Below are 22,360 nucleotides of genomic sequence, written 5' to 3'. Positions count from 1 at the left end.
TTGTAATGAGGATTGAGGAGGAATTGACATGTTTAAACGTGTAGATCGTCTTGCCATTGAATTGCCTATATCGAATAATCCCGACCCCAACGGAGCCAGTGCCGTACAGGAATTGCTTGGTGGAAAATATGGCGAGATGTCAACGCTGAACAATTACATGTATCAGTCGTTTAACTTCAGAGGCAGATCCAAGCTACGTCCCTTCTATGACATTGTTGCCAGTATTACAGCAGAAGAATTCGGTCATGTCGAACTTGTCGCGAACACGATTAATTTGATGCTTGAAGGTTCAACGTCACCTGGCGAACCAGACTCCATACCGCTTCGCATAGCCAAGGATTTACGTATGACTTCGCATTTTATTGAATCCGCGCAGACGGCACTGCCCTATGATTCCATGGGAAGACCTTGGAATGGCTCGTATGTTTTTAGCAGTGGTAACTTGATTTTGGATCTGCTGCATAATTTCTTTTTGGAATGTGGTGCAAGAACACACAAAATGAGAGTGTACGAAATGACCGACAACAATACGGCTCGTGAGATGACAGGTTATCTGCTTGTCCGGGGCGGTGTGCACATTCTGGCATACGCCAAAGCGCTGGAGATTGCGACCGGGGTTGATGTGACGAAGCTGATTCCCATCCCCTCTCTTGACAACAAAGCGTTTGAGACCACCCGCAAATGGGAAGCGATGGGTGAACAAAGACGATTGTACACGTTCAGTGACAAGGATTATCAGCAGATTGCCCAGATATGGAAGGGTGTGCATCCTACCGACGGAGGTAAACTGGAGGCCTTTGCAGGTTTACCGGGTTACGGAGGGCCCATTCCTGAGCTTCCTGATCTACCGGAAGAATTTGCTCCTGGAATATCGCCGGAGGACTTTCTTCAGATTGCAGAACGACTTAAGCGGAATGCCGGATTATAATAGGATTAGAAAAAAGGGAAACCTGCGGAGGATGAATCCACCCGGTTTCCCTTTTTTTGTAGCTCTTATTTTACATGATATCTCCTATTGCGGCTCCGTAAACTCCACCGTCAGTACCTTTTTCTCATTCGCCTGCACGATACCACTTGTTATCGCTCTCACAGAAGCAATAAACTCATTCCCGCTCGGGATCAGCACAGGAGTAATCAACGGCAGTCCAGCCTCCTCGATGATATCCATATCAAATTCAATGAGTAGTTGTCCAGCAAGCACGGAATCCCCGCTTTTCACATGAGTAACAAAGCCTTTTCCTTTCAGACCGACGGTATTGATACCGATATGAACCAGCAGTTGAACTCCTGTCTCGTGCTCTAAAATAACCGCATGTTTACTCTTATCCATGACATGGGCAACAACGCCATCAAACGGAGCATATACTTTGCCTTCGGAAGGCTCGATGGCGAAGCCCTCTCCCATATGTTTTTCCGCAAATGCCGAATCAGGTACCTGCTCCAGTTCAACGAGTGTACCATGGATCGGGGATGCAATCTCAAGTAGTTTCACTTTGGGACGAGATGCGGTGTTGACCGATTCCGTTACCGTTGCCGAAGATGTAGAAGAAGCTATGCCTGATGTGGATGAAGCAGTCGTTGATTCCACCGACGAACTGTTACCGGAAGCTGTCTCTACAGCTTGATCTTTATAACCAAAGAACCATGTCAGTGCAAAAGCAATCGCCATTGCCGTTACGTTGGACAAAATGTACAAAGGCAATTGACTATTCAGATATAGAAGTGTTCCGGGAATTACCGTTACTGCCATACCCGTACCTTGCAGATGAAAGAGTGAAGCGATGAAACCACCAACGGCTCCCCCGATCAGGCCCATTACAAATGGTTTCATATAGCGCAGATTCACACCAAAGATTGCGGGTTCAGTGATACCCAGGAATGCAGATAACGATGAAGGAAGCGCGAGTGCTTTGAGCTTCATATTTTTGGTTTTCAGACCCACCGCAAGACATGCCGCTCCTTGTGCAGCCATTGCACATGTAATAATCGCGTTAAACGGATTGAAGCCCGTTTTTTCAAGCAATTGAATCTCAAGAAAGTTAAAGATATGATGTACACCCGTAACCACAATGATCTGATGGAAAAAACCGATAATAATGCCTGCGATTCCGTAAGGCAGATCGAGTACAGCCGTTGTTCCATGCAGAACCCACTCTTCAAGTGAGTGAAATACAGGACCAATAGCGAATAGTCCTAGCGTAATCATCACCGTTAACGTAATGAATGGAGTCAAAATCAAATCCAGTGCCTCAGGCACACGTCTACGCAATACTTTTTCAAACTTCGCACCGAGTAAACCTACAAAAAAGGCAGGCAGTACCGATCCCTGATACCCTACGACGGGGATAAACCCGAACATATGCAAGGGTTGCGCCGAGCCATCAGCTACAGCATAAGCATTCGGCAGCGCTGGATTCACCAGCATCAGACCAAGTACAATCCCGAGCACGGGGCTCCCGCCGAATACGCGGAATGCAGACCAGGCGACAAGCGCAGGCAGGAATGCAAAAGCCGTATCCGTTAGAATCTGCGTGAACAGCAAAAAGTTTGGCGATATGTCATCAGGCGTTGCGCCGAACCATGCCAGAATTTCATTTTGCGTAAGCAGACCGCGCAGCCCCATGAATAGCCCTGTCGCTACCAGCACAGGAATAATCGGAACAAAGACATCACCAAATGTGCGAATAGCCCGCTGGAATGCATTGCCTTCCTTTTTCCCCTGACTCTTCACATCTTCTTTCGATGTCCCTTCAATCCCCTGCTTCTCCACCTCTTCAAAAATTCGGTTGACCGTACCTGTGCCGAAAATAATCTGATATTGGCCCGAGTTGAAAAAGGCACCCTTCACCTTGTCGATATTCTCAACTTGCTTCTGATCAATCTGCTCTTTATCCTTCACCATAATGCGAAGCCGTGTTGCACAATGTGCAAAGGAGGCGATATTGTCTTTTCCCCCGACAGCCTGGATGACCTCTTTAGCAATACGCTGATTATCCGACATGTTGTCTCATCCCTCTCTCATTCAATCTAAACATTCCACATAACCGCTCTGAAATCCGCCTTGCCTCCGTGTGCAAAAAATCGAATATCCATACTGTCTCGGCTTGGGAAGATTCGGCTAGTGAAGACTTCCTGTCCATCGTTGACAAATATCTCAACCGAGGACGAATCCACAAACATATGCAGCTTGATTACAGCATCTACATCTATATCTTCATCCAAAGTACAGGTGCGAATGGTGCCATTGGCTTCAGATAGTGTCGCACCAGACTGACTGCGATCCAATATAAGTTTGCGCTGAATGCGATCATACTGAATGACCGTTTTCTCCGTATCGCTCGCCCGGAACTCAATGCCCACAAGGTCTGCATCGTTCTGGCTAATCTCACATTGGAGTTCGTAAGCGATACCATTAAAGCCTGCAAAGGATCGGCTTTCATTGCTAAGCGAGTCCTGAGTCCGAATACCTTGCTGATCCTTGCGCAGCTGAGCCATTTCAGGAACAGGTTGCTGAATAAGCTTGCCGCCTTGAATCGATAATTGCCGTGGAATCGTTAAACAATGAGCCCAGCCACTGTCATCTGTGGGATACGCCAGATCAGGAAGTCCCATCCATGCAACCAGGATTCGTCTTCCGTCTGGAGATTGCATCGTTTGCGGCGCATAAAAGTCAAATCCACGATCCAGTTCCTCAAACTCCCCATGTGTGAATTCTCTCGTATCCAGGTTTAGAGGTTCACCAATGAGGTATCCCGATTGATAAATGTTTTGGTAGCGGTCTGATTCGGCCGGAATGCCTTGTGGTGAGAAGATGAGTACTCCTCGCCCTTCAAGCTCCAGATAGTCGGGGCATTCCCACATGTAACCGAAGGAAGACAATGTTGTGCCGATCTCCCCAAGAAACTGCCAATGTTTCAAATCTGCCGAGCAATACAGAACCGTGCATCCTGTCTCATCCGTACGCTGGGCTCCAATGACACCATAATAGACATCTTCGTGTAGCCACACCTTCGGATCTCGGAAATGTTCGGTATATCCAGTCGGTACGTCAGAAATGACAGGATGCTCGAATTTTGTGACTACATTGTGCTCATCCATGAACGCCAAGCACTGAAACGGATGTCTAATCCAATTCTCATCTCGCGTATTGCCTGTGTAGATCAGGTTTAACATGCCATCTTTTTCAATCGCACTTCCGGAATACGCTCCGTGGGAGTCATAAGGAGTTCCGGGTTCAATCGCAATACCAACATTCTCCCAAGTCACCAAATTTTTAGAACGGTTATGATACCAGTATTTCATGCCGTGCTCCGTTCCAAGAGGGAACCATTGATAAAACAGATGGTAGTAACCTTCATAAAAGGAAAATCCGTTCGGATCGTTGAGCAAACCGGTTACGGGCTGAATATGGTAACCCTGTCTCCATGGACATGCAGCGATCTTAGCTTCCAGTGCAGCAATCTCTCCCGGTTCAGCTTGCTCAATCCGCCGATAGAGCTGCTCTCTTGTCATTTTCATACGTCATATCAATCTCCAATCATGATGCAAAATCAGAAGTTCCACTCTTAGAGGAACCGGTTCCAAAGCAGACAAAAAAATAATTCCATACAACCATTGTTGCTGACCGGTGTCATCATTCTCGAACTAAACACTAGAATGGAACCGGTTCGATGGAATTATCATAAAGGATCAATTTATATTTTGTCAACGCTTTCTCGGGGAATTAATTCAACATCCATAACGGTGTGCTGACTTACACGCTCCCCTTTAACCAGCTTGCTAATATGACTTGCGGCGAGTTTTCCGGCCTGCAAATAATGATATTTTACCGTCGTCAATGTCGGATGAATCATTTCGGTGATATCGTATCCGCCGAACCCGGCTACTGACATTTGCTGGGGGATGCGAATTTTTTGAAAGGACGCGGTTTTCATGACGCCCATCGCAATATTATCTGTCGCTGCAACGATAAGAGAAGGTCTGTTTTCTTGCAAAATCTCCGCTGCCGTAAGCACTGCCTCTGACATTTTAAAGCTCGTTTCATAATACCTCACCGTACAATCACTGCACTCGTCAATGGCACGCTTAAACCCTTGTTTACGATGGATACCTACAGCCTGGTCCTTCTCGCTTACCCCCATGTACACGATGTCCCGGTGTCCTTGTTCCACAACGTATTTGCCCATCAGATACCCGGCTTGTTCGTCGTTGTGAATGAGACTATGCAGTAGCTCATGCTGCTGTCCTACCAGTAACACGGGAAGCTGGATGTCTTCTATGGCCTTCAGGTGTGCATCCGTCATTTCAGCGGCAAGCAGAATGATCCCGGACACTTTTTGTCTGGCAAAATCATAAATAGCATCAATCTCACGCTGCATATCCTGACTCGTATTGGCAATGAGCATCTGATATTGCAACCCTCTTAGCTCCTCATCAATGCCGATTAGCGTCTGTGATGTCGCATAGGAATCCAGCCTTGGAACCACTGTACCGATAATGCTGGTCTTTTTTGCTTTGAGACTCTGCGCAAAGGTATTCGGAACATAATTATATTCTTTAATAATACGCTCAATCTTCTGACGGGTATCTTCGCTGACCGAGCCGCCATTTAGGAAACGGGATACGGTACTCTTCGCCACGCCTGCCATTTGAGCAATATCTGAAATCGTTTTATTCATAAGAAACTCCTCTAGTGTCAATAAAATCATCCATTTATGTATTATAACTCGAATCGCGATCCTCAGCGAACATGAGTAGGATAACATAGCAAAAAAGCCCGGTTCACGCAGAAGCACACGACGTCGTGTGCTCCATACGAATCGAACCCAGCTTGGTAAAGTCATTTTGTAAACACATACGTATAAAGAGATCAGGAACGGATAACTTTCCGTTCTGCCAGCAAACATTGAGTTCAAACCTCAATAATAATCGGTAAAATCATCGGCCTGCGCTTGGTTTGTGCATAAATGTAATGACCAATCTCATCCTTCAGCTTCCGTTTGATTACATTCCATTGATTAACCCCGGCACCTGTTAATTCATCCATGCGGTTAACGACCCGTTCATGAATCTCCTTCATGAATTGTTCTGAGTCCTTCACAAAAACAAAACCTCTGGAGATGATCTCCGGGGAGGCAACCATTTGTTTTTCTGTTTTGCTAAGCGTGGTTACAATGACTAGCATCCCATCCGATGATAGCTGCCTGCGATCCCGAAGCACAACATTGCCAACGTCACCGATAATAAGCCCGTCCACCAAGCTGTTACCTGAGGCAATCTTCGGACCCAATGAAGCTGTTCCGTCTCTGTATTCCACCATATCTCCATTATTAACGATAAACACATGACTTTGCTCAATCCCAACAGATTCCGCAAGCAACCTGTGCTGATACAACATTCGGAATTCACCGTGAATGGGTACCAAATAATCCGGCTTCATCAGCGTAAGCATCAGCTTCAGCTCTTCCTGACTGCCATGTCCTGATACGTGCATGCCCGCCGCTCCGCTGGAGCCATAAATCACACGAGCGCCCAGAACATACAAGTTGTCGATGACATGGGCAAGGTTTCTTTCGTTGCCAGGTATAGCTCCTGCTGCAATGATAACCGTATCTCCCGATTCAATGCTAACTTGAGGATGCTTGCCCGCAGCCAGCCGGGACAAAGCAGCCATCGCCTCCCCCTGACTTCCCGTACATAACACTACCACCTGCTCACGCGGAAACTGTCCTGAATCAACGGCCTCAATCAATAGCCCGTCAGGAACATCGAGATATCCGAGTTCACTTGCAACATTCACGACGTTAATCATGCTTCGTCCAAGCAGTGCAAGCTTGCGGCCAGTCTGAAATGCAGCATTCACGATCTGCTGAACTCTGCTGATATTGGATGCGAAGGTAGAGATAAACACTTTTTGCTTCGCACGAATAAAGGCATCCAGAATATGATCTCCGACAACACGTTCTGAAGGAGTGAAACCCGGTCTTTCGGCATTGGTACTCTCGGAAAGAAGCACATGCACCCCTTGTTTCCCAATCTCAGCCATGCGGTGTAAATCCGGGAAAGGGCCGTTTACAGGGGACATATCAAATTTGAAATCGCCCGTGTGAACCACATTGCCTGCCGGCGTCTGAAAGAAAATACCCAGACAGTCCGGAATACTGTGACTCGTTGCGAAAAATGAGACGGCGATGCTCCCTAGCGTGATCTGAGAGTTTGCGTCAATGGTGTGCAGTTCAGATTGGCGCAACAAGTTATGCTCTCTTAATTTCAACTCAATTAGACCTCGTGTTAGCCTGGAAGCATAGACGGGGATATTGATTTGTTTTAAAAGATACGGAATTCCACCAATATGGTCTTCATGTCCATGCGTGACAACAAGGGCCTTTACTTTATCCTGATTTTCGAGCAAATACGTCACATCCGGCACGATGAGATCAATGCCCGGCATCGTTTCATCGGGAAACTTCGAACCACAGTCAATCACAATGATGTCTTGATCATATTGAATCAAATACATGTTTTTACCGATTTCATTCACGCCGCCCAGTGCAGCTATATATAGTTTGTCATGAGCAAACTTCAAAATGCTTTCACCCTCCTCTGTATAGTGATTCTCAATTTCTTTATGTGTATTCCTAGTATGGAAATAAACGCTTTGGTTATGCACAACAACGGATATATGCCAAAAAACCACGTACGGAATTTTCGTTCCGACGTGGTTTATGAGAGTTAGTTAATTTATATGACCAAATGAGAATTTAAGTTTGTTATTAAACAAGAAAAAAAATTCTTGAAACAAGGCTTAATTAGCAACTACTCTGTATTTTATATTCGTTTATTATCCTTCTTTTTTCTCTTTAAAACTAACCATGTAATAACAACGACTAGTGCAATTAAAAAAATAACGGCTCCAGATACACCCACTACAATTATCGTATCTACACTAGAGATACCAACCCCACCTCTCCCTTTAAAGACCTCTTTGATCATTCATTAAGGACCTAGTTATAGTATGACAAATATTGGGCTTGCAAGCTACCATTCAGCTGTCGACAAATAACATCGATCAAGCTGTATGATCAAAATATTTTATATGTAAACAAAAAAACCCTGTAATAACAGGGTTTTCTCAATATTTTACCTTATTTGAAGTATATCCTGCTCATAGGATTTAACTTCTTTAATCCACTGCTCACGGACAGGCACACCTTGCTGAGCACAATAGTAGTCCCATACTGCGCCAAATGGATAGGATTTGAACTCCTCCGTCAAGGCCAGGCGTGTCGTGTAATCTCCATCCAGTTCCGCCTGTTTTAAAGCGTCTACCGGTTCCAGCATAGCTCGCAGCAAAGCTTTAATTGTATTACGGGTGCCGACCACCCATGCTGCCACACGATTAATACTGGCGTCAAAGAAGTCCAGTCCGATATGGGTTGTGCCGAGAAGCTCATGACGTACCAATTCACGGGCAATTTCAAGCAATTCGTCATCCATAATAACGACATGATCGCTATCCCAGCGCATCGGACGACTAACGTGAAGCAGAATACCACTCGTAAACAATGCCAGAGAGGACAGCTTGTTAGATATCACTTCTGTTGGATGAAAATGACCAGCATCCAGGCAGATTAACGTATCATTTTGCAAACCGTATCCCATATAAAACTCATGTGAGCCGACAACGTAAGCTTCAGAACCAAGACCAAACAGCTTGCTTTCAACCGCATCCAGATTATGCTTCGGATTCAGTGGTTCTGCAAATACTTCGTCCAAGGATTCCTTCAAACGTTTGCGGGGAGCCATCCGGTCAACAGGGGTGTCCTTGAATCCATCCGGTACCCATACGTTGGTCACACAGGTTTGGCCCAATTGTTCGCCGAAATACGCACCAATTCGCCGTGAAGCTTTGCAGTGATCAATCCAGAATTTGCGAATCTCCGGATCAGGATGACTAAGTGTGAAGCCGTCGCTTGATTTTTCATGTGAGAAACACGTTGGGTTGAAGTCCAGTCCAAGCCCGTGCTCTTTCGCCCACTTTACCCAATTTTCGTAATGTCTTGGCTCGATCTGATCCAGTTCCACTTGTTCGTCTGTATCCGCATAGATCGCGTGCAAATTGACTTTATGTTTACCGGGAATGAGAGCAAAAGCTTTCTCCAGATCCGCACGAAGCTCCGCAGGGGTTGTTGCTGCGCCCGGATAGTTTCCCGTAACCGATATACCACCCGTCAGTTCACCTTCCTGGTTGAGGAAACCTCTGACATCATCTCCTTGCCAGCATTGTACGGATACTTTAATATCTGCAAGCTTATTTAATACATCGTCTGTATTGATGCCGTGTTGTGCATACAAAGTCTTCGCAGCTTGATACGCTTGTTCCACTTGATTTTGCATCAATCTAACCTCCCTTAACGTGTAAATGCTGCTGGTACACCACCATCAATGGTCAGCATACAACCTGTTGTTTTCTCCGATTTCGATGAAGCGAAGAAGGCGATACCTTCCGCGATATCTCTCGGATAGATGTTAACGAGCAATGTCGTGCGTTTGCGATAATATTCTTCCAATTGATCCGGTTCAATGCCATATGCGGCCGCACGCTCGTTTCTCCATGAACCGTTCCAGATCGCGGAACCTTGCAAAATGGCATCCGGCAGAATAGTGTTGACACGAATACCATATTCACCGCCTTCTGCTGCAATACAGCGCGCCAGATGGGCTTCGAGTGCTTTCGCTGAGCTGTAAGCAGAGGCACTTTTACCTGCATATACCGAGTTTTTGGAGCCGATGAAGACCATGCTTCCACCGATGCTCTGCTCTTTCATTAATTTGAACGCTTCGCGAGCGACCAGGAAATAACCTGTGCCCAGCACACTCATATTCAGATTCCATTCCTTCAATGAAGTTTCGTCAAATGGACTGGATGTGGCCAGGCCCGCATTATTCACGATGATATCCACACCACCGTATTGCAGAGCCGTTTCTGCATAAGCTGCCTGTACCGCTTCTTCATCTGTCACGTCCATCTTGAGCGCGTATGCACGATTGGCACCATATTGATCGTTAATTTCCTGTGCTACCTTCTGCGCGCCTTCCAAATTCAAATCTGCAAGCACAACATGGGCGCCTTCCGAAACGAGTCTGCGTGCTGTTTCACTACCGATACCACCTGCACCACCCGTAATAAACGCTACTTTGCGAGAAAACTCCGTCTCTGCAGGAGCCAGCGACAATTTATATAACTCCAGCGGCCAGTATTCCACATTGTAAGATTCATTCGCACTGAGCGAAACGAATTTACCGAGGCTTGTTGCCCCACGCATAACTGCAATTGCCCGATGGTACAGCGCACCGCTTACTTGTGACAACGCCCAGCTTTTGCCGGTATTAATCATCCCTACGCCCGGAATGAGAATAACGCGAGGAGCGGCTTCGAACATTACGTCGCCTTCATTTTTATTCTCCTCAAAATATTGCTTGTATTGCTCTTTGTACGTAGCAATGCCTTCCGCCAGCTTGGCTTTCAGTCCGTCAATATCATCCGCATTCGGCGTCCAGTCAATGAACAGCGGCACCACTTTGGTATGCACCAGATGATCCGGACAAGCCGCGCCAACCTGAGACAACTGTGGAGAATCCGTTCCACCTGCAAAAGCAAGCACATCATCCTGATCGTCAAAGGACAAAATCATTTTTTTGCTGTCCGACACCGCTCCGCGAATGACAGGCATCACCCGAGCAGCAATCTGACGACGAACTTCAGCAGGAAGTGCAGGATGCTTCACGCCGCCAAACAGATTAGCTTCATTGACACGTGCCTCGATGAATGCTTCCGCTTCATTAATGATTTTGATCGTCTGAGCGTAACATTCCTCAGAGGTCTCTCCCCAAGTCACCAGACCATGTTTCTCCATAAGTACAAGCTCGGCATTCGGATTGGCGAATACGCTTTCAGCAATCATCTTGGACAGTGTAAAACCTGGGCGCACATAAGGAACCCATACAAAACGATCGCCATATATTTCACGTGCCAGCTCTTTCCCGTTATCCGCACAGCAGAGGCTGATAATTGCATCCGGGTGTGTATGATCCACATGTTTGTACGGAAGGAACCCATGTAACAACGTTTCAATGGAAGCTCGCGGATGTTTCGCATCAATCATGCAATGCCCAAGGTATTCAACCATCTCTTCATCCGACATCGAGTCACGTTCCATGAGGGGGCCGATATCTTCAAGCGCCAGTCCGGTAAAATGTTTTGCTTCCATGGAACCGAGATCCGATCCGCTCCCCTTCACATACATCACTTCGACATCACGACCACGAAAATCCTTTACTGTTGTTTTAGTAGATGTGTTACCCCCATAAATATTGCAGACCCGACGATCTGCTCCGATCAGATTAGAGCGGTAGACTAATTGTTCAAGCCCTGTTGTTTTCTCTGATGCCTTCGCTGCATTCCATAAACTCTGTACCATTTGTTCCCCTCCGATAATGTTTGTTTTCTTCCTAAAACGAGTTTATCATCTTTGTTTTGTTTTGAAAACAAAAACTTTATCAGGAAAAACAAAAATATACAAAGAATCTAAATAGATATCTCCTTCAACGGTGTTCCTTCTTTAGAAATGTGCAAAAAACAAACAGGACATCGCACTATAGTTCATGCTTTGTCCTGTTCTTTGCCGATCACATTTTGTTTTATTTTTTCATTAAATTTGTTATCTATTGAAATATCCCTGCTTTTTGGGACGTATTTTTGATTCCGTATGTGTCATTAACTACCGTATTGCCATAACTTGTGAGACTTCCGTTCGGACCGGTAGCCAGATCCAGATAACCCAGACCGGAACTGTTGCCGTACCATGACCATGCAAGCCAGCCTACACCCTTCTCTTGTCCATATCTCATAATGGCATATTCATCCACATCACCATTTGTGTGATATCCACCGAACTCACCAATGATTACTGCAAGTCCTTTGTTCAGCACATTCTCCATATTAGCTTTCACCGTTGCCGCATCCTTACCTGCATATTCATACATATGAATGGAAAACACCGTATTTTTGAGCGTATCTGTTGCGAATACGCTTTGACCATAATCGACAATCGATTGTGGATATTGACCCCAGCCTGCAGCATCAACAATCAAGGTATTTTTGATGCCTGCGTTTCTGAGCTTCGGAATAGCCTTTTTGTAACCGTCTGCCCAAGCGCTGCCGTTCCAGGTTCCATACCATTCGTTGGCGATATTAACGATCACTCGATCTTCCTTGCCAATCAACGCTTCTTTGATGCTGATCCAGTAATTCACGGCTGCATCCAGCGAGTTATAATCGTCTTTGCCTGTTGCATCATGAACTTCAAGCACGGCGATCATCTTATTCTGATTGACCAGATTGATTATGTTTTTAACTGAATTCAGATCATCTTTGGTGTACAGTGTTCCATTCGAGAGAACAATTCGTACCGTGTTGGCGCCTGTTTTCGCAATAGCAGGTATGGCTGTATTCAGATCATTTTTGAACCAGGAATGGCCGTGATTGATTCCTCTCATGACAAAAGGCTTGCCCGTCGAGTCATATAACTTGTTCCCGCTTACATAAAAACCGGATGCAGCAGCTGCCTTGGGCGTAACACTCCCCAGAGCCATGAACATGAGCGCAGCAATCAACGTAAAGATCGTACATTTCTTCAGATTGACCATTCGTTTGAAACCTCCTGTTATGTTTTTATTTTAATTCACTTTGCACTAACAAAGCGAATCAAAACCATGAGCGTATTTGCACCTTCGCTGAACAAAATCTTTTCAAATTAACTTTAGAAGCAGAATCAATATAAAGTTTTTAAATTAAAAAAATTACTGTCTAAATAAACTTATCGTTAAAGTAATATATTTATCTTAAAATGAAAACGCTTACCAGTCAATTGTTTTTTCCATTTTCAGGTTTTTGTTTGAACAATAAAAAGACTTTTACTCCATACGGACAGAGTAAAAGTCTTTGGAACACACTCAGGAAAACTTTAGAGCCACTCGGTAATGCGGTACAATTCGAATGTGCTCAAACCTGCCCAGTTCTACACCGTGGAACCTCTCCACATACGCTTGATTCACAAAATGCTCTGTCTTTCCCTTACGAAGAGGTGTTATTAATAATCTCAGAGCGTGGTCATGTAATAAATGCCGGGATTGCTTCAGTCCAATGTTCCAAGTGTGACCATACTGGATATGATCCGTCAATAACTGTTGTTGAATGTAGGCTGCCGCCACATCCCCTTCATAATCAATCTCCACAAACAGGTCATGAACCTGTTCAGGCCAGCAGGTATTTATTTTTAAAGAAGCTGCATGCTCTTTCGGATAATTGATCTCCACTTCCGGCTGATATACAGGTACCTGCAAAGTATAGGTTACAAACCACTGTTGCTGCTGCATCCGGGAGATGATTGTATATTCAGGGGCCGTTATCCTCTCAGGTGCAGGATATATGGAAACCTCGATCTCACTCTGTTCAACAGACGTGCTTATCAACTGCTCATTTTGTTGGTATATATGACTGCTACTGATCACCAATCTTTTTTCTCCACCTAGTTCAAAAAGATAACTTTGCAAGGCTTCCTCACGCGTTAACGTAACGATACGAATCACTTTCCCATCCATCGTGCTAACACTAAAGCCATCATTTTTGCCAGCCACCGGATGAAGGACGTACTTCCCATCCTGTTCACGGACTGTACCTGCTGTCATTTGCACACTTTCTACAGAGGATGCATCAATTACATATTCGGGAGTCATGCCTTCATGAGCATAAAAGACAGCCGTAAGCTCCTCTTTTACCAGAAATTTAGTCAAAGGTTGAACCGTAGCACTTATAAGCTTTATCTCCCCGAGATCCAGATGAAAAGGCAAGATTACTGCTTTGCCAGAATTCAATTGCATGGTGCCCTCTTCATAAGGATACACCGCATATCCTTGAGAGGTAAGAAGCTCCAGTCGAATGTCACGCGCCGGCATATGAATATGATCCTGATAGTTATTTATAAAAAGAAATCCTGCTCCTGACCGCTGGCGGACCGACCAACGCAGATCCATCGTATTTTCTGGCGCAATAGTCAACTGATCCTCAGAAATGACACACCCCATAGGTGCCAACTGCTCCCCATATGCATCCAAGAACATGGACAAACTTCGGATTCGATCATACGATTCTCCGATACGTCCAAACTCTCCAAGGGGTGCTTGATAGTCGTATGTCACCTTCGGTAATCCACGTTCGTTCATGTACGTTTTGCGACCAACGGGATTGGAACCTCCGTGATACATATAATAACCCACCATATTGCTACCATTCGCCAGCTTAACAATAGTCATCGCCTCTACACTGTCTGCATCGACCACAGGGCGGGCATGATAACTAACCTGCATTCCGCCGGCAAGTTCGCAATAGGCCGCTGGGTAGTGTTTACTATCATAATCCACTTCTTCTGCAGGATTCAGATGCAAGTCACGAAACAGATACTCTTTGCTGGGAGGCTGATTAGGTATCCATGGCGTATATGCATATCCTGCAAGCATAGGGAGCGTTCCTTGCTCAGGTACTGCCGCTTTGCCCCATGCTGTTGCTGTGTAGAATATGGGATTCATACCCGCGTTTTCCGCAATACGGCGAAGCAGCTCCATATGTTCTTTTCCATCACGTCCTGAAGAGATATATTTATCCTGCGAATAACTCCACGAATCCATTGGCGCACCAGCATGCATATATTCATTCTCCAGCTGAATACCGATAATCGGCCCGCCATCTTGATAAAAACAGCCTTCAATCTGACGAGTAATCTCCTGATATAACCGTTTCGCATAGAATAAATACCCCTCGTCATTAGAACGGACCTCAAATGCATAGTTGAACAGCCAATCCGGCAAACCGCCATTCCGAACTTCTCCGTGACAGAACGGACCAATCCGAAGAATTAAAGCCAGCTCATGTTTACCACATAACTCCACAAACTGCCGCAAATTCAAGTTACCCGACCAATTAAACTCTCCCTCCTGCTCCTCATGAAAATTCCAAAAGATATAGGTTGCTACGATATGCACTCCCCCTGCTTTCATCTTCAACACTTCTTCTTCCCATTGAAGATAAGCAAATCTTGAGAAATGAAATTCCCCGACGACCGGAATATACGGTTTATCATTATGCATCATATAAAAATTAGTGAAATCATAGGACTCTCCGCGCGTGTTGTAACCTCCATAGCCTTCCATGTGACCCGGTTGGATCAGTTTATCCTCGGCTTCCAATGTGTAGCGAATACAACGATGTGAACAAAACTTGTCGTCTGGTTCGTTGATGTGCTTACACATATCGGCGTTTATCTTATCTTTCATTTTGGGAGATCAACTCTTTCTTCAATAGAATAGGCAGGATGTCACGATGTGAAAATCCAATTTAAATCCCTTTTGCCAAAAGTAAAAATGCCTGCTGATGATTTGCATTGTTTTCCAGCACTCGTTGCAATTCCTGTGAAGCTTCCTGTTTCTTACCCAGACCGAGGAGGCCTAAAGCCCGCATATAATGGCAGTGCTCTTTGTTTCGCTGATCCAGATCATCATCGAATACAAGGAAGTCTGGCAAAGATACGGCAAAATAATCGATCTGAATGGAGTCATGCATATGCCGTTCGGCGTAATCAATCAGTTTGTTAAAACGTCTGTTTGTTTCCTTGATATCGCCCAGTTTCTTCCAGGCAAGTCCCTGATAAAATATAGATTCTGGTGGCTGGTCGTTATAAAACATCGCACTTGCTGGTTCATGCAAACCTGTGCAAGCTCTGCGGAAGCTCTCTTCAGCGGCAGCAGTCTGCTGCATCTGTTCATATGCACAGCCCAGAACATAATAAAGTGCATTGTCTGCACTGCCTTCAAGCTTGCCTTCCCCCAGATTTTCAGGATACTTCTGAGCTCGAAGCAACAATTCTATAGCTTCTTCTGGATGCTTTTCCGTGAGTTTTTGCTTAGCAAGTTCCGTCAGAGCCGTCACATACTGACCCGTAACTTTACCTTCTCCGCCCTCCCATGGATGAAATGTTCTTGTTTGCAGTGCATTGTAAGCCTCCTGATGATGACTTAACATATTCAACAACGTAACCCACTCGATGTATAAGTCATCCCGTTGATGTACCAGCTCCATCTGAGCCTCAAACCGCTGCAATCGTTCTGCTGGAGGGCATCCAAGCTTCTTCTGTAATTGATCCAACTCGTAGAATACACGGGCATCCTGCGGCTCCAGCCGAAATGCTTCCTCCAGCGAGATCAACGCTTTATCAGGCTGATTCATCTTGTTGTAATAAGCCAGACCTAGATTTCGGTGTACCGTAGGGAAGGCCGGGTTTATTTTACAAGACATCTCCCAGTGGTTTATCGCATCCTCGTAACGTTTGTGGTCGTAGAGCCAGTTACCCATATAATAATGTGCATGTGCATCCTCTGGGTCCGCTTCAAGCGCATCTTGAAGAATCATGCATTCGAACGGTGTATTCGGAAAACAATACTCCGTCTCTGCGGCACTCGCCTGTGCCTGACATTGAGATGCCTGATCCAGTTGATCCAACTGCCGATACAGATATGCCTGAGCATAACCAAGCATCGGGTATGGTCTAGTCAAATCGGATTCAATTGTGGAAAGTACACTTCGTGCTTCCTCCCACATGCCACTCTCTGCATAATCTGCAGCCAAGTGCAAGTAATTGTGAACATCCCCGCTCATCATCCGCAAGAAATACTCCTTCGCCTGCTCCGCAGACAATAACATCAGTTCATATGCCGTGCCATATTCCATCGGGTCTATATCCAGTGTTTCACGAGCAAACGAAATGGCTTGTGAGTTACACCCCCTTTTTCGAAGCAATGATGTCTTCAAGTGACGTGCTTTGAGATTTCTACTGTTTCGAATTAGCGCACATTCAATGTGTTCGAGTGCCTGTGCATACTGATCCTGAGCTACATCAATCTGGGCGAGAGTAAAATATCCGATATCCTGAAACTGTGCCGACCAAACGGATTTATATATTGCATCATAGGCTTCTTTCATCTTTCCTTGAAGCTTCAAACTCAAACCAAGCTGGTAATAAGCCTCACTATCATACGGATTGGTGTTTTTCCATGTGAGGGACTGAACGGCCTGTCTAAAATGAGTCTCTGCCTCCTGAAATAGGCATCTTCGTAAGAGTAAAGTCCCATATGCAACATTCAAGCGGATGTCAGTACGATCACGTTTCAGTCCTTCTAGATAATATAATTCCGGTTCATAGGTTGCATGTCGATACTGCTCCAGATGAAGACCTGCGAGATAGAGCTGTTCGTTGGTCTGGATCTCTGAGGGGAGCGGTAGCGGCTTCGCAGGATCAGGCACTTCCTGAATGCGCGTCTGTTCTGGCTGATACGCCACAAGTACTCTTCCCTCTTTTGTACATACACTCAGTTTTAATTGATGCCATTCTTCCTCTTCATTCCATGGGAATGTACCTGTATAAGATTGTGTTGGCGAGATATCGCATATGTCTTCAAAATAATTCCCTGCAGCACCCTTTACTTTAATAGAGACTTTCTCATAATTAGCTGTCGCGTAAACCAGAATCTTGGCCGTTCCCGTCTGCTTATCCAGCGCCAGATTAACCGCTGCGTCAATCGTTGCATTTTTTACTACACCGACATCTTTGTAAGGCATGAAATATTGAGTAAAAGACTTGCTTTCATATGGCTGTAGCCAACTAAAATCAGGCTGATTATCCGTAAAAATGCCTGTCATCAGTTCAATATACGGCCCATCTTCATCCGTCAATTGCCTGTCCCATGCTTTGCCGAAATCCCCATTACCCCAGGTCCATTGTTTCTTGCCTGGAGAGATATGATGATTGGCAACATGTAACAGCCCTGCCTGTAAACGATGATCATATCCACCTACAAAGTTATATTCGGACTTGTATGCCATGTAGGAAGTAGGCACCGGAATATTCTTGTACCGCGAAATATCCACCCCCTCCGAATAATCCATCTTATAATACGTTCCTGTAGCAATGGGAAATCGGGAAACATCACGTTTACCATGATCCATTACGGCGTTTACATCTGGTGGAAACACAGATTGCGTATCATCGTTCGCAGCGACCGCTGGATTAGCCCACCATAGAAACGTCTGGGGTTCACTTGTCCGATTGTATACTTGGGAATGAATCTCCAGGTAAGCTCTCCCGGGATACAAAGTAAAACCAGTCGTCACCTTGGTACCGTACATTCGATCGATCTCACCCACCCATACAGTAGCGCTTCCGTCCTTATTGCTACTATAAGTGCAATCTACTTTGCCAAATGTGTTTGGCCTATGGTGCTGTGGCCAGTTGAACTCAATGCCTCCTGATATCCAAGGCCCAGCAAGACCAACCAAAGCAGGTTTGATCACTCGGTTGTAATAGACGAAATCATACTGGTTTGTCAGATCCAGCGCACGATAGATACGGCCACCGAGTTCTGGCATGATCTCGATGCGGACATATTCGTTTTCAAGAATAATCAATCGATACGATTGCAGTTTCGCCTCATTCTCGATTCGATCAATGACGGGATAAGGATATACCTTACCCGAACTGCCCTGATAGATTCGTTTTTCAAGAAACATTGGATTTTTATCGGGTTTACCTGTGCTATACGTTGGAATGTCTCTATTCTCTTCCCAGATCCGAACGGACGTCTCTGCACTAACCTGCTTCAATTCCAAATTCGCTCACTCCTTGCTTCGAGATAGGATGATCATACGCTTAGATAAGCGAGACTGACATTGACATTTAACGGTTAATGATGGACGATCTTCGGATCATGACTGGAATGTTGCATGGCAAAAAGAGTACCCGATCACCTCTGATTACAGTGACCTGATACTCTTTTCTTGTCGACATTAGGTTATGGGTTCAATTACTGAATTCGCATTACATATATTCTACCTTTCTACCCCGTTTACTTGCGTCTGGCAAAGTCCACAAATGTGAACTTGTCCGGTCGATGCCGTGATTCCGTATACTGGAACTGGCTAGTATCTTCTAAATACACCTGACTTCTCACGACAACAACATTGTGAAAACCGTCAAGATCAAGTAACTCGCGATCCTCAGCCGTAGGCTCCTCCACCAAAATTTCTTTCTTGGCATAAGAAATCGATAGCCCAAGCTTCTGTTCAATATACTCATAGATGGAGTCATTACAGATTTCCTGGTTCAGCCCCGGAATTAAGCGCTGACTGATGTAGTCTTTGTCCAGAATGACATGTTCTCCATCCACAATGCGAACACGATTGATCTGCCACACTTGTTCATTCAGACCAAAGCTGGTCTTTTGGCTGAGCGTCTGATCAATCCCTTGTTCCTCAAACAGCTTCACAACCGTTTGTGCGCGGTGTCCCATCTTTTGTGCGAGCTCCTTAAAGCTAACGAGACCTGACACGGGAAAATCAATTTTACGGATATCCAGTACAATGGAACCCTTACCTTGAATCTTCTGAATGTAACCTTCTTCATATAGCATTTTCAGTGCTTTACGTATCGTTTCTCTGGATGTTTGATATCGTTCTGATAAATCCAGTTCTGATTGAAGCAGTGTGCCCGCTTCGATGTCTCCGTTCCGAATACGTCCAGCGATATCTTCGTATATTCGGATAAATTTATTATTCATTTTTCATCACCATAATTCATTACCTTTTTTGAAACCAATCATAACATTAAAACCAATTCAAAGGGAATCTGCGTCGCTGGCAATAACCTGCATCAGTTTATTCAAACGGAATATTAACGCGGCCGCTTCAGCTCTACTCAACGCTTGTAATGGGCGGAAACTGCCGTCCTCGTATCCGTTAATCATATAAATACCTGCTAACTCCGCGACCTCCTCCCTGGCCCAGTTGGAGACATCGACCTGGTCAGTGAATGTCTTATGTGAGGTGATCGGCTCGCTTCTAATCTGATGAACCACATTGGCTATAATTTTGGAGGCTTGCTCGCGAGTCACCAGAGCATGTGGAGCAAATTTTCCATTCCCCATACCTTGTACAACATCACGCTCGGCTGCTGTGTTGATCTCAGGTGCAAACCAATCCGTGTCATTCACATCCTGAAAAACATGTGATGGTTTCAACGAGATATCCAGCCTCATTAAACGCACAATAAGTGCTGTAAACTCTGCTCGAGTAATGGGGCGACGCGGTTCGTAACGCGTTGAGCTTACCCCCTGTATAATATTGTGCTCAGCAAGCCAAGTAATCTGGTCTTTATTAAACGTTTGGTCAATATCTAAAAAAGCAACTCGCCTACTTGTTATTCCTCCAGGCTGAGTATTCGTTGTATCCTTATCTTTTTCCTCATTCTTGTCCTTGGAATCATTATCATTGGTACTGGTGTTATTTCCTGCACTTCCACCGTTCGATGAAACTACTGGAACCGAAATGGTTACTGCTGCTACGCTTTTCTTCTCACTTGCCTCACCAGCCGTATTTTCCGTCCACGCTGAAATCTCGTAATGACGTTCTGCATCTAAGCCTTTCCAGACATATTCTCGCTCTTGACCGCGATAAATCTCCTGATCCTTATAAGCAACTACAACAATCTCATTTTGGGTTTCCAATCTCCACGTAAGCAGGATACGATCAGGCCCTTTTGCGGTGGCTGTAATCGATTCAAGCAACGAGGGTAACGTTTCAAATTCCAGCACCTTCATGCCTTCACCTTCACCGGCCTCATTATAAGGAATAATACTAAAATCATCATATTTTGCAGCACTAGTCAATCCGGTAATTTGAAGTGACGTTTCAGCTGTTGTTCCGACTACTTCTTTATTTTGATAAATCCGATAACCCTCTGCACCGGGTACAAGTTCCCAAACCAGCGTCGCACCAGATACGGAGCGGTCCTGCACAATTGGCGGTACATTTAACTGACCAGGTAAAGTCACAGCTTGCAGCATAAATCCGTCATCACTTGTGCCCGAAGCGTTGATCGCTCGAATAACATAGTTGTATCGTGTTCCGGGCTCAAGATCCGTATCTTCATACCTTGTCTCCTTAGCGCTAATACGGGCAATCTCCAGGCCATTCCTTTCAATTGAAAACTGCTCGGCACCAGCCGCACGTGTTTCTTCCAATAGAAGATGTACTTGATCCTTGGTGGCTTTATATGCAACTTTTATCGGGAAACCCGGCTTGGTTAAGAGGGAATAGCTTCTTTTGTCCGATGCAGTCTGCTCACCATTTTCCGTGTATACCTCAAGCTGATATTGTTTGCCCGCCTCCAGTCCATCAACTACATATTCTTGATTCCGTCCCCGATATCGCTCCACACCATCCAATACAATCACAAACGTTTCGTTAGGATAGGAAAAGTCCCACTCCAGTTTGATATGATCAGATTTTGGAAAGACTCTCATATCGAGCGAATCAATGCGAGGCAATGTATAAAAAGGGGCAACCAAAATTGCGGCGCCTTCTCCTGCCGAGTTGATCGGAATGACTTTAATTTTCTCGTACACGTCCGCACTACTCATGTTCGTTAACCTGAACTCAGTCGTGTTAGCGTCATCTAATCTAGTAACTTCCTCATCATTAATGCGAACAATGTAGCCTTCTGCCCCCTGTATCTTAGGCCAGACCAGTACTGCATCTTCTTCCCCAATCTCTTGTGCACTCAACACTTCATCCACCGTTGCTGGCAAGGTTCTCACATCAAGGTTAAATCCGGTTTCACTCTCACCCGATGTATTAAATGTATGAATGGAATAAGTATAGTGCTCTCCAGGGACGAGCCCACTGTCTTCAAACTGCTTCTGATCTGTCTGATTTGCAGAAATTCTGGCAATCTCGACACCATCCCGCCGAATGATAAATTGCTCCACACCTCGAACAAAAATTTCTGATAAATCCAGCTTGACTGACCGATCTGTGAACTGCTCTACACTGGCAGTCTGCGGCGCTAAAGGCTTCGTTAACGTTTCAATCTGAACAGGTTTGGAGCGCTGTCCCTGCTCATTTACAGCCACAATTTCTAATCGATACAACGTGCCGTCCTCCATACTCACGAGATGTGCATGAGGCTCAGATACACTTGTGACCTCACCTGTGGCCTGGTTTCGAATTTCATAGGCAACAGCCCCAGTGACCGCTTCCCAGCTTATGTCTTGTGAATAGGTTCCTGAAATCACTTCAATCGTGTCTGTTGTGAGCGGTAGCGTTTGTGTCATCGTTCTGATCGTCAACGGTGCACCGGTACCACTTGCATTCACTGCACGGATAACGTAAGTGTACATTGTGCCCGGTTTCAAATGT

The 22,360-nt window shown here is 45.3% G+C and carries 12 protein-coding genes; 1 reads left to right on the top strand and 11 read right to left on the bottom strand.

Features of this window, described 5'->3' with window-relative positions; genetic code table 11:
- The first annotated feature begins 28 nt into the window (after window positions 1-28).
- A complete protein-coding gene (locus MHI38_RS00760; protein ID WP_308721874.1) occupies window positions 29-928 on the top strand; it encodes a manganese catalase family protein in 900 nt (299 codons plus the stop codon).
- Between the two features lie 84 nt (window positions 929-1,012).
- On the opposite strand, the gene MHI38_RS00755 is transcribed toward MHI38_RS00760, so the two are convergent.
- The 11 genes from MHI38_RS00755 to MHI38_RS00705 form a co-directional block, all read right to left on the bottom strand.
- The gene (locus MHI38_RS00755) at window positions 1,013-3,001 is read right to left on the bottom strand and encodes a sucrose-specific PTS transporter subunit IIBC (protein WP_154889401.1); all 1,989 of its coding nucleotides are present in this window, start codon (window positions 2,999-3,001) and stop codon (window positions 1,013-1,015) included.
- Window positions 3,002-3,027: 26 nt separating this feature from the next.
- Window positions 3,028-4,518: a glycoside hydrolase family 32 protein gene (locus MHI38_RS00750; protein WP_154889403.1), complete on the bottom strand. Its 1,491-nt coding sequence runs from the start codon at window positions 4,516-4,518 to the stop codon at window positions 3,028-3,030.
- A 176-nt stretch (window positions 4,519-4,694) separates the two neighbouring features.
- Window positions 4,695-5,678, bottom strand: coding sequence for a LacI family DNA-binding transcriptional regulator (locus tag MHI38_RS00745; RefSeq protein WP_154889405.1), 984 nt, complete (start codon window positions 5,676-5,678; stop codon window positions 4,695-4,697).
- Window positions 5,679-5,911: 233 nt separating this feature from the next.
- Window positions 5,912-7,585, bottom strand: coding sequence for a ribonuclease J (locus MHI38_RS00740; protein ID WP_154889407.1), 1,674 nt, complete (start codon window positions 7,583-7,585; stop codon window positions 5,912-5,914).
- A 554-nt stretch (window positions 7,586-8,139) separates the two neighbouring features.
- Window positions 8,140-9,396, bottom strand: a complete 1,257-nt coding sequence (rhaA, locus tag MHI38_RS00735) for an L-rhamnose isomerase (protein WP_341180828.1) — start codon at window positions 9,394-9,396, stop codon at window positions 8,140-8,142.
- Between the two features lie 14 nt (window positions 9,397-9,410).
- On the bottom strand, window positions 9,411-11,480 hold the full coding sequence (locus tag MHI38_RS00730) for a bifunctional aldolase/short-chain dehydrogenase (RefSeq protein WP_341180827.1): 2,070 nt from the start codon (window positions 11,478-11,480) through the stop codon (window positions 9,411-9,413).
- Between the two features lie 244 nt (window positions 11,481-11,724).
- Window positions 11,725-12,660 carry a glycoside hydrolase family 5 protein gene (locus MHI38_RS00725; RefSeq protein ID WP_260510882.1) on the bottom strand — a complete coding sequence of 312 codons (936 nt, stop codon included), beginning with the start codon at window positions 12,658-12,660 and terminating at the stop codon, window positions 11,725-11,727.
- A gap of 354 nt (window positions 12,661-13,014) precedes the next feature.
- Complete coding sequence (locus MHI38_RS00720; RefSeq protein WP_341180826.1) at window positions 13,015-15,390, bottom strand: beta-galactosidase; 2,376 nt, start codon at window positions 15,388-15,390, stop codon at window positions 13,015-13,017.
- A 61-nt stretch (window positions 15,391-15,451) separates the two neighbouring features.
- A complete protein-coding gene (locus MHI38_RS00715; protein WP_445667197.1) occupies window positions 15,452-18,775 on the bottom strand; it encodes a DUF5107 domain-containing protein in 3,324 nt (1,107 codons plus the stop codon).
- Between the two features lie 236 nt (window positions 18,776-19,011).
- Window positions 19,012-19,722 (bottom strand): trehalose operon repressor, encoded by a 711-nt coding sequence (gene treR, locus MHI38_RS00710; protein WP_154889417.1) that lies wholly within the window; start codon window positions 19,720-19,722, stop codon window positions 19,012-19,014.
- A 57-nt stretch (window positions 19,723-19,779) separates the two neighbouring features.
- A complete protein-coding gene (locus MHI38_RS00705; protein WP_341180825.1) occupies window positions 19,780-22,341 on the bottom strand; it encodes an S-layer homology domain-containing protein in 2,562 nt (853 codons plus the stop codon).
- Window positions 22,342-22,360 lie beyond the last annotated feature (19 nt).

Source organism: Paenibacillus sp. FSL K6-1558 (genome assembly GCF_038002565.1).
GTDB classification, from domain to species: Bacteria; Bacillota; Bacilli; order Paenibacillales; family Paenibacillaceae; genus Paenibacillus; species Paenibacillus polysaccharolyticus.
The sequence above is the reverse complement of the archived record's forward strand: the minus strand, read 5'-3'. Positions and strand labels throughout refer to the sequence as shown.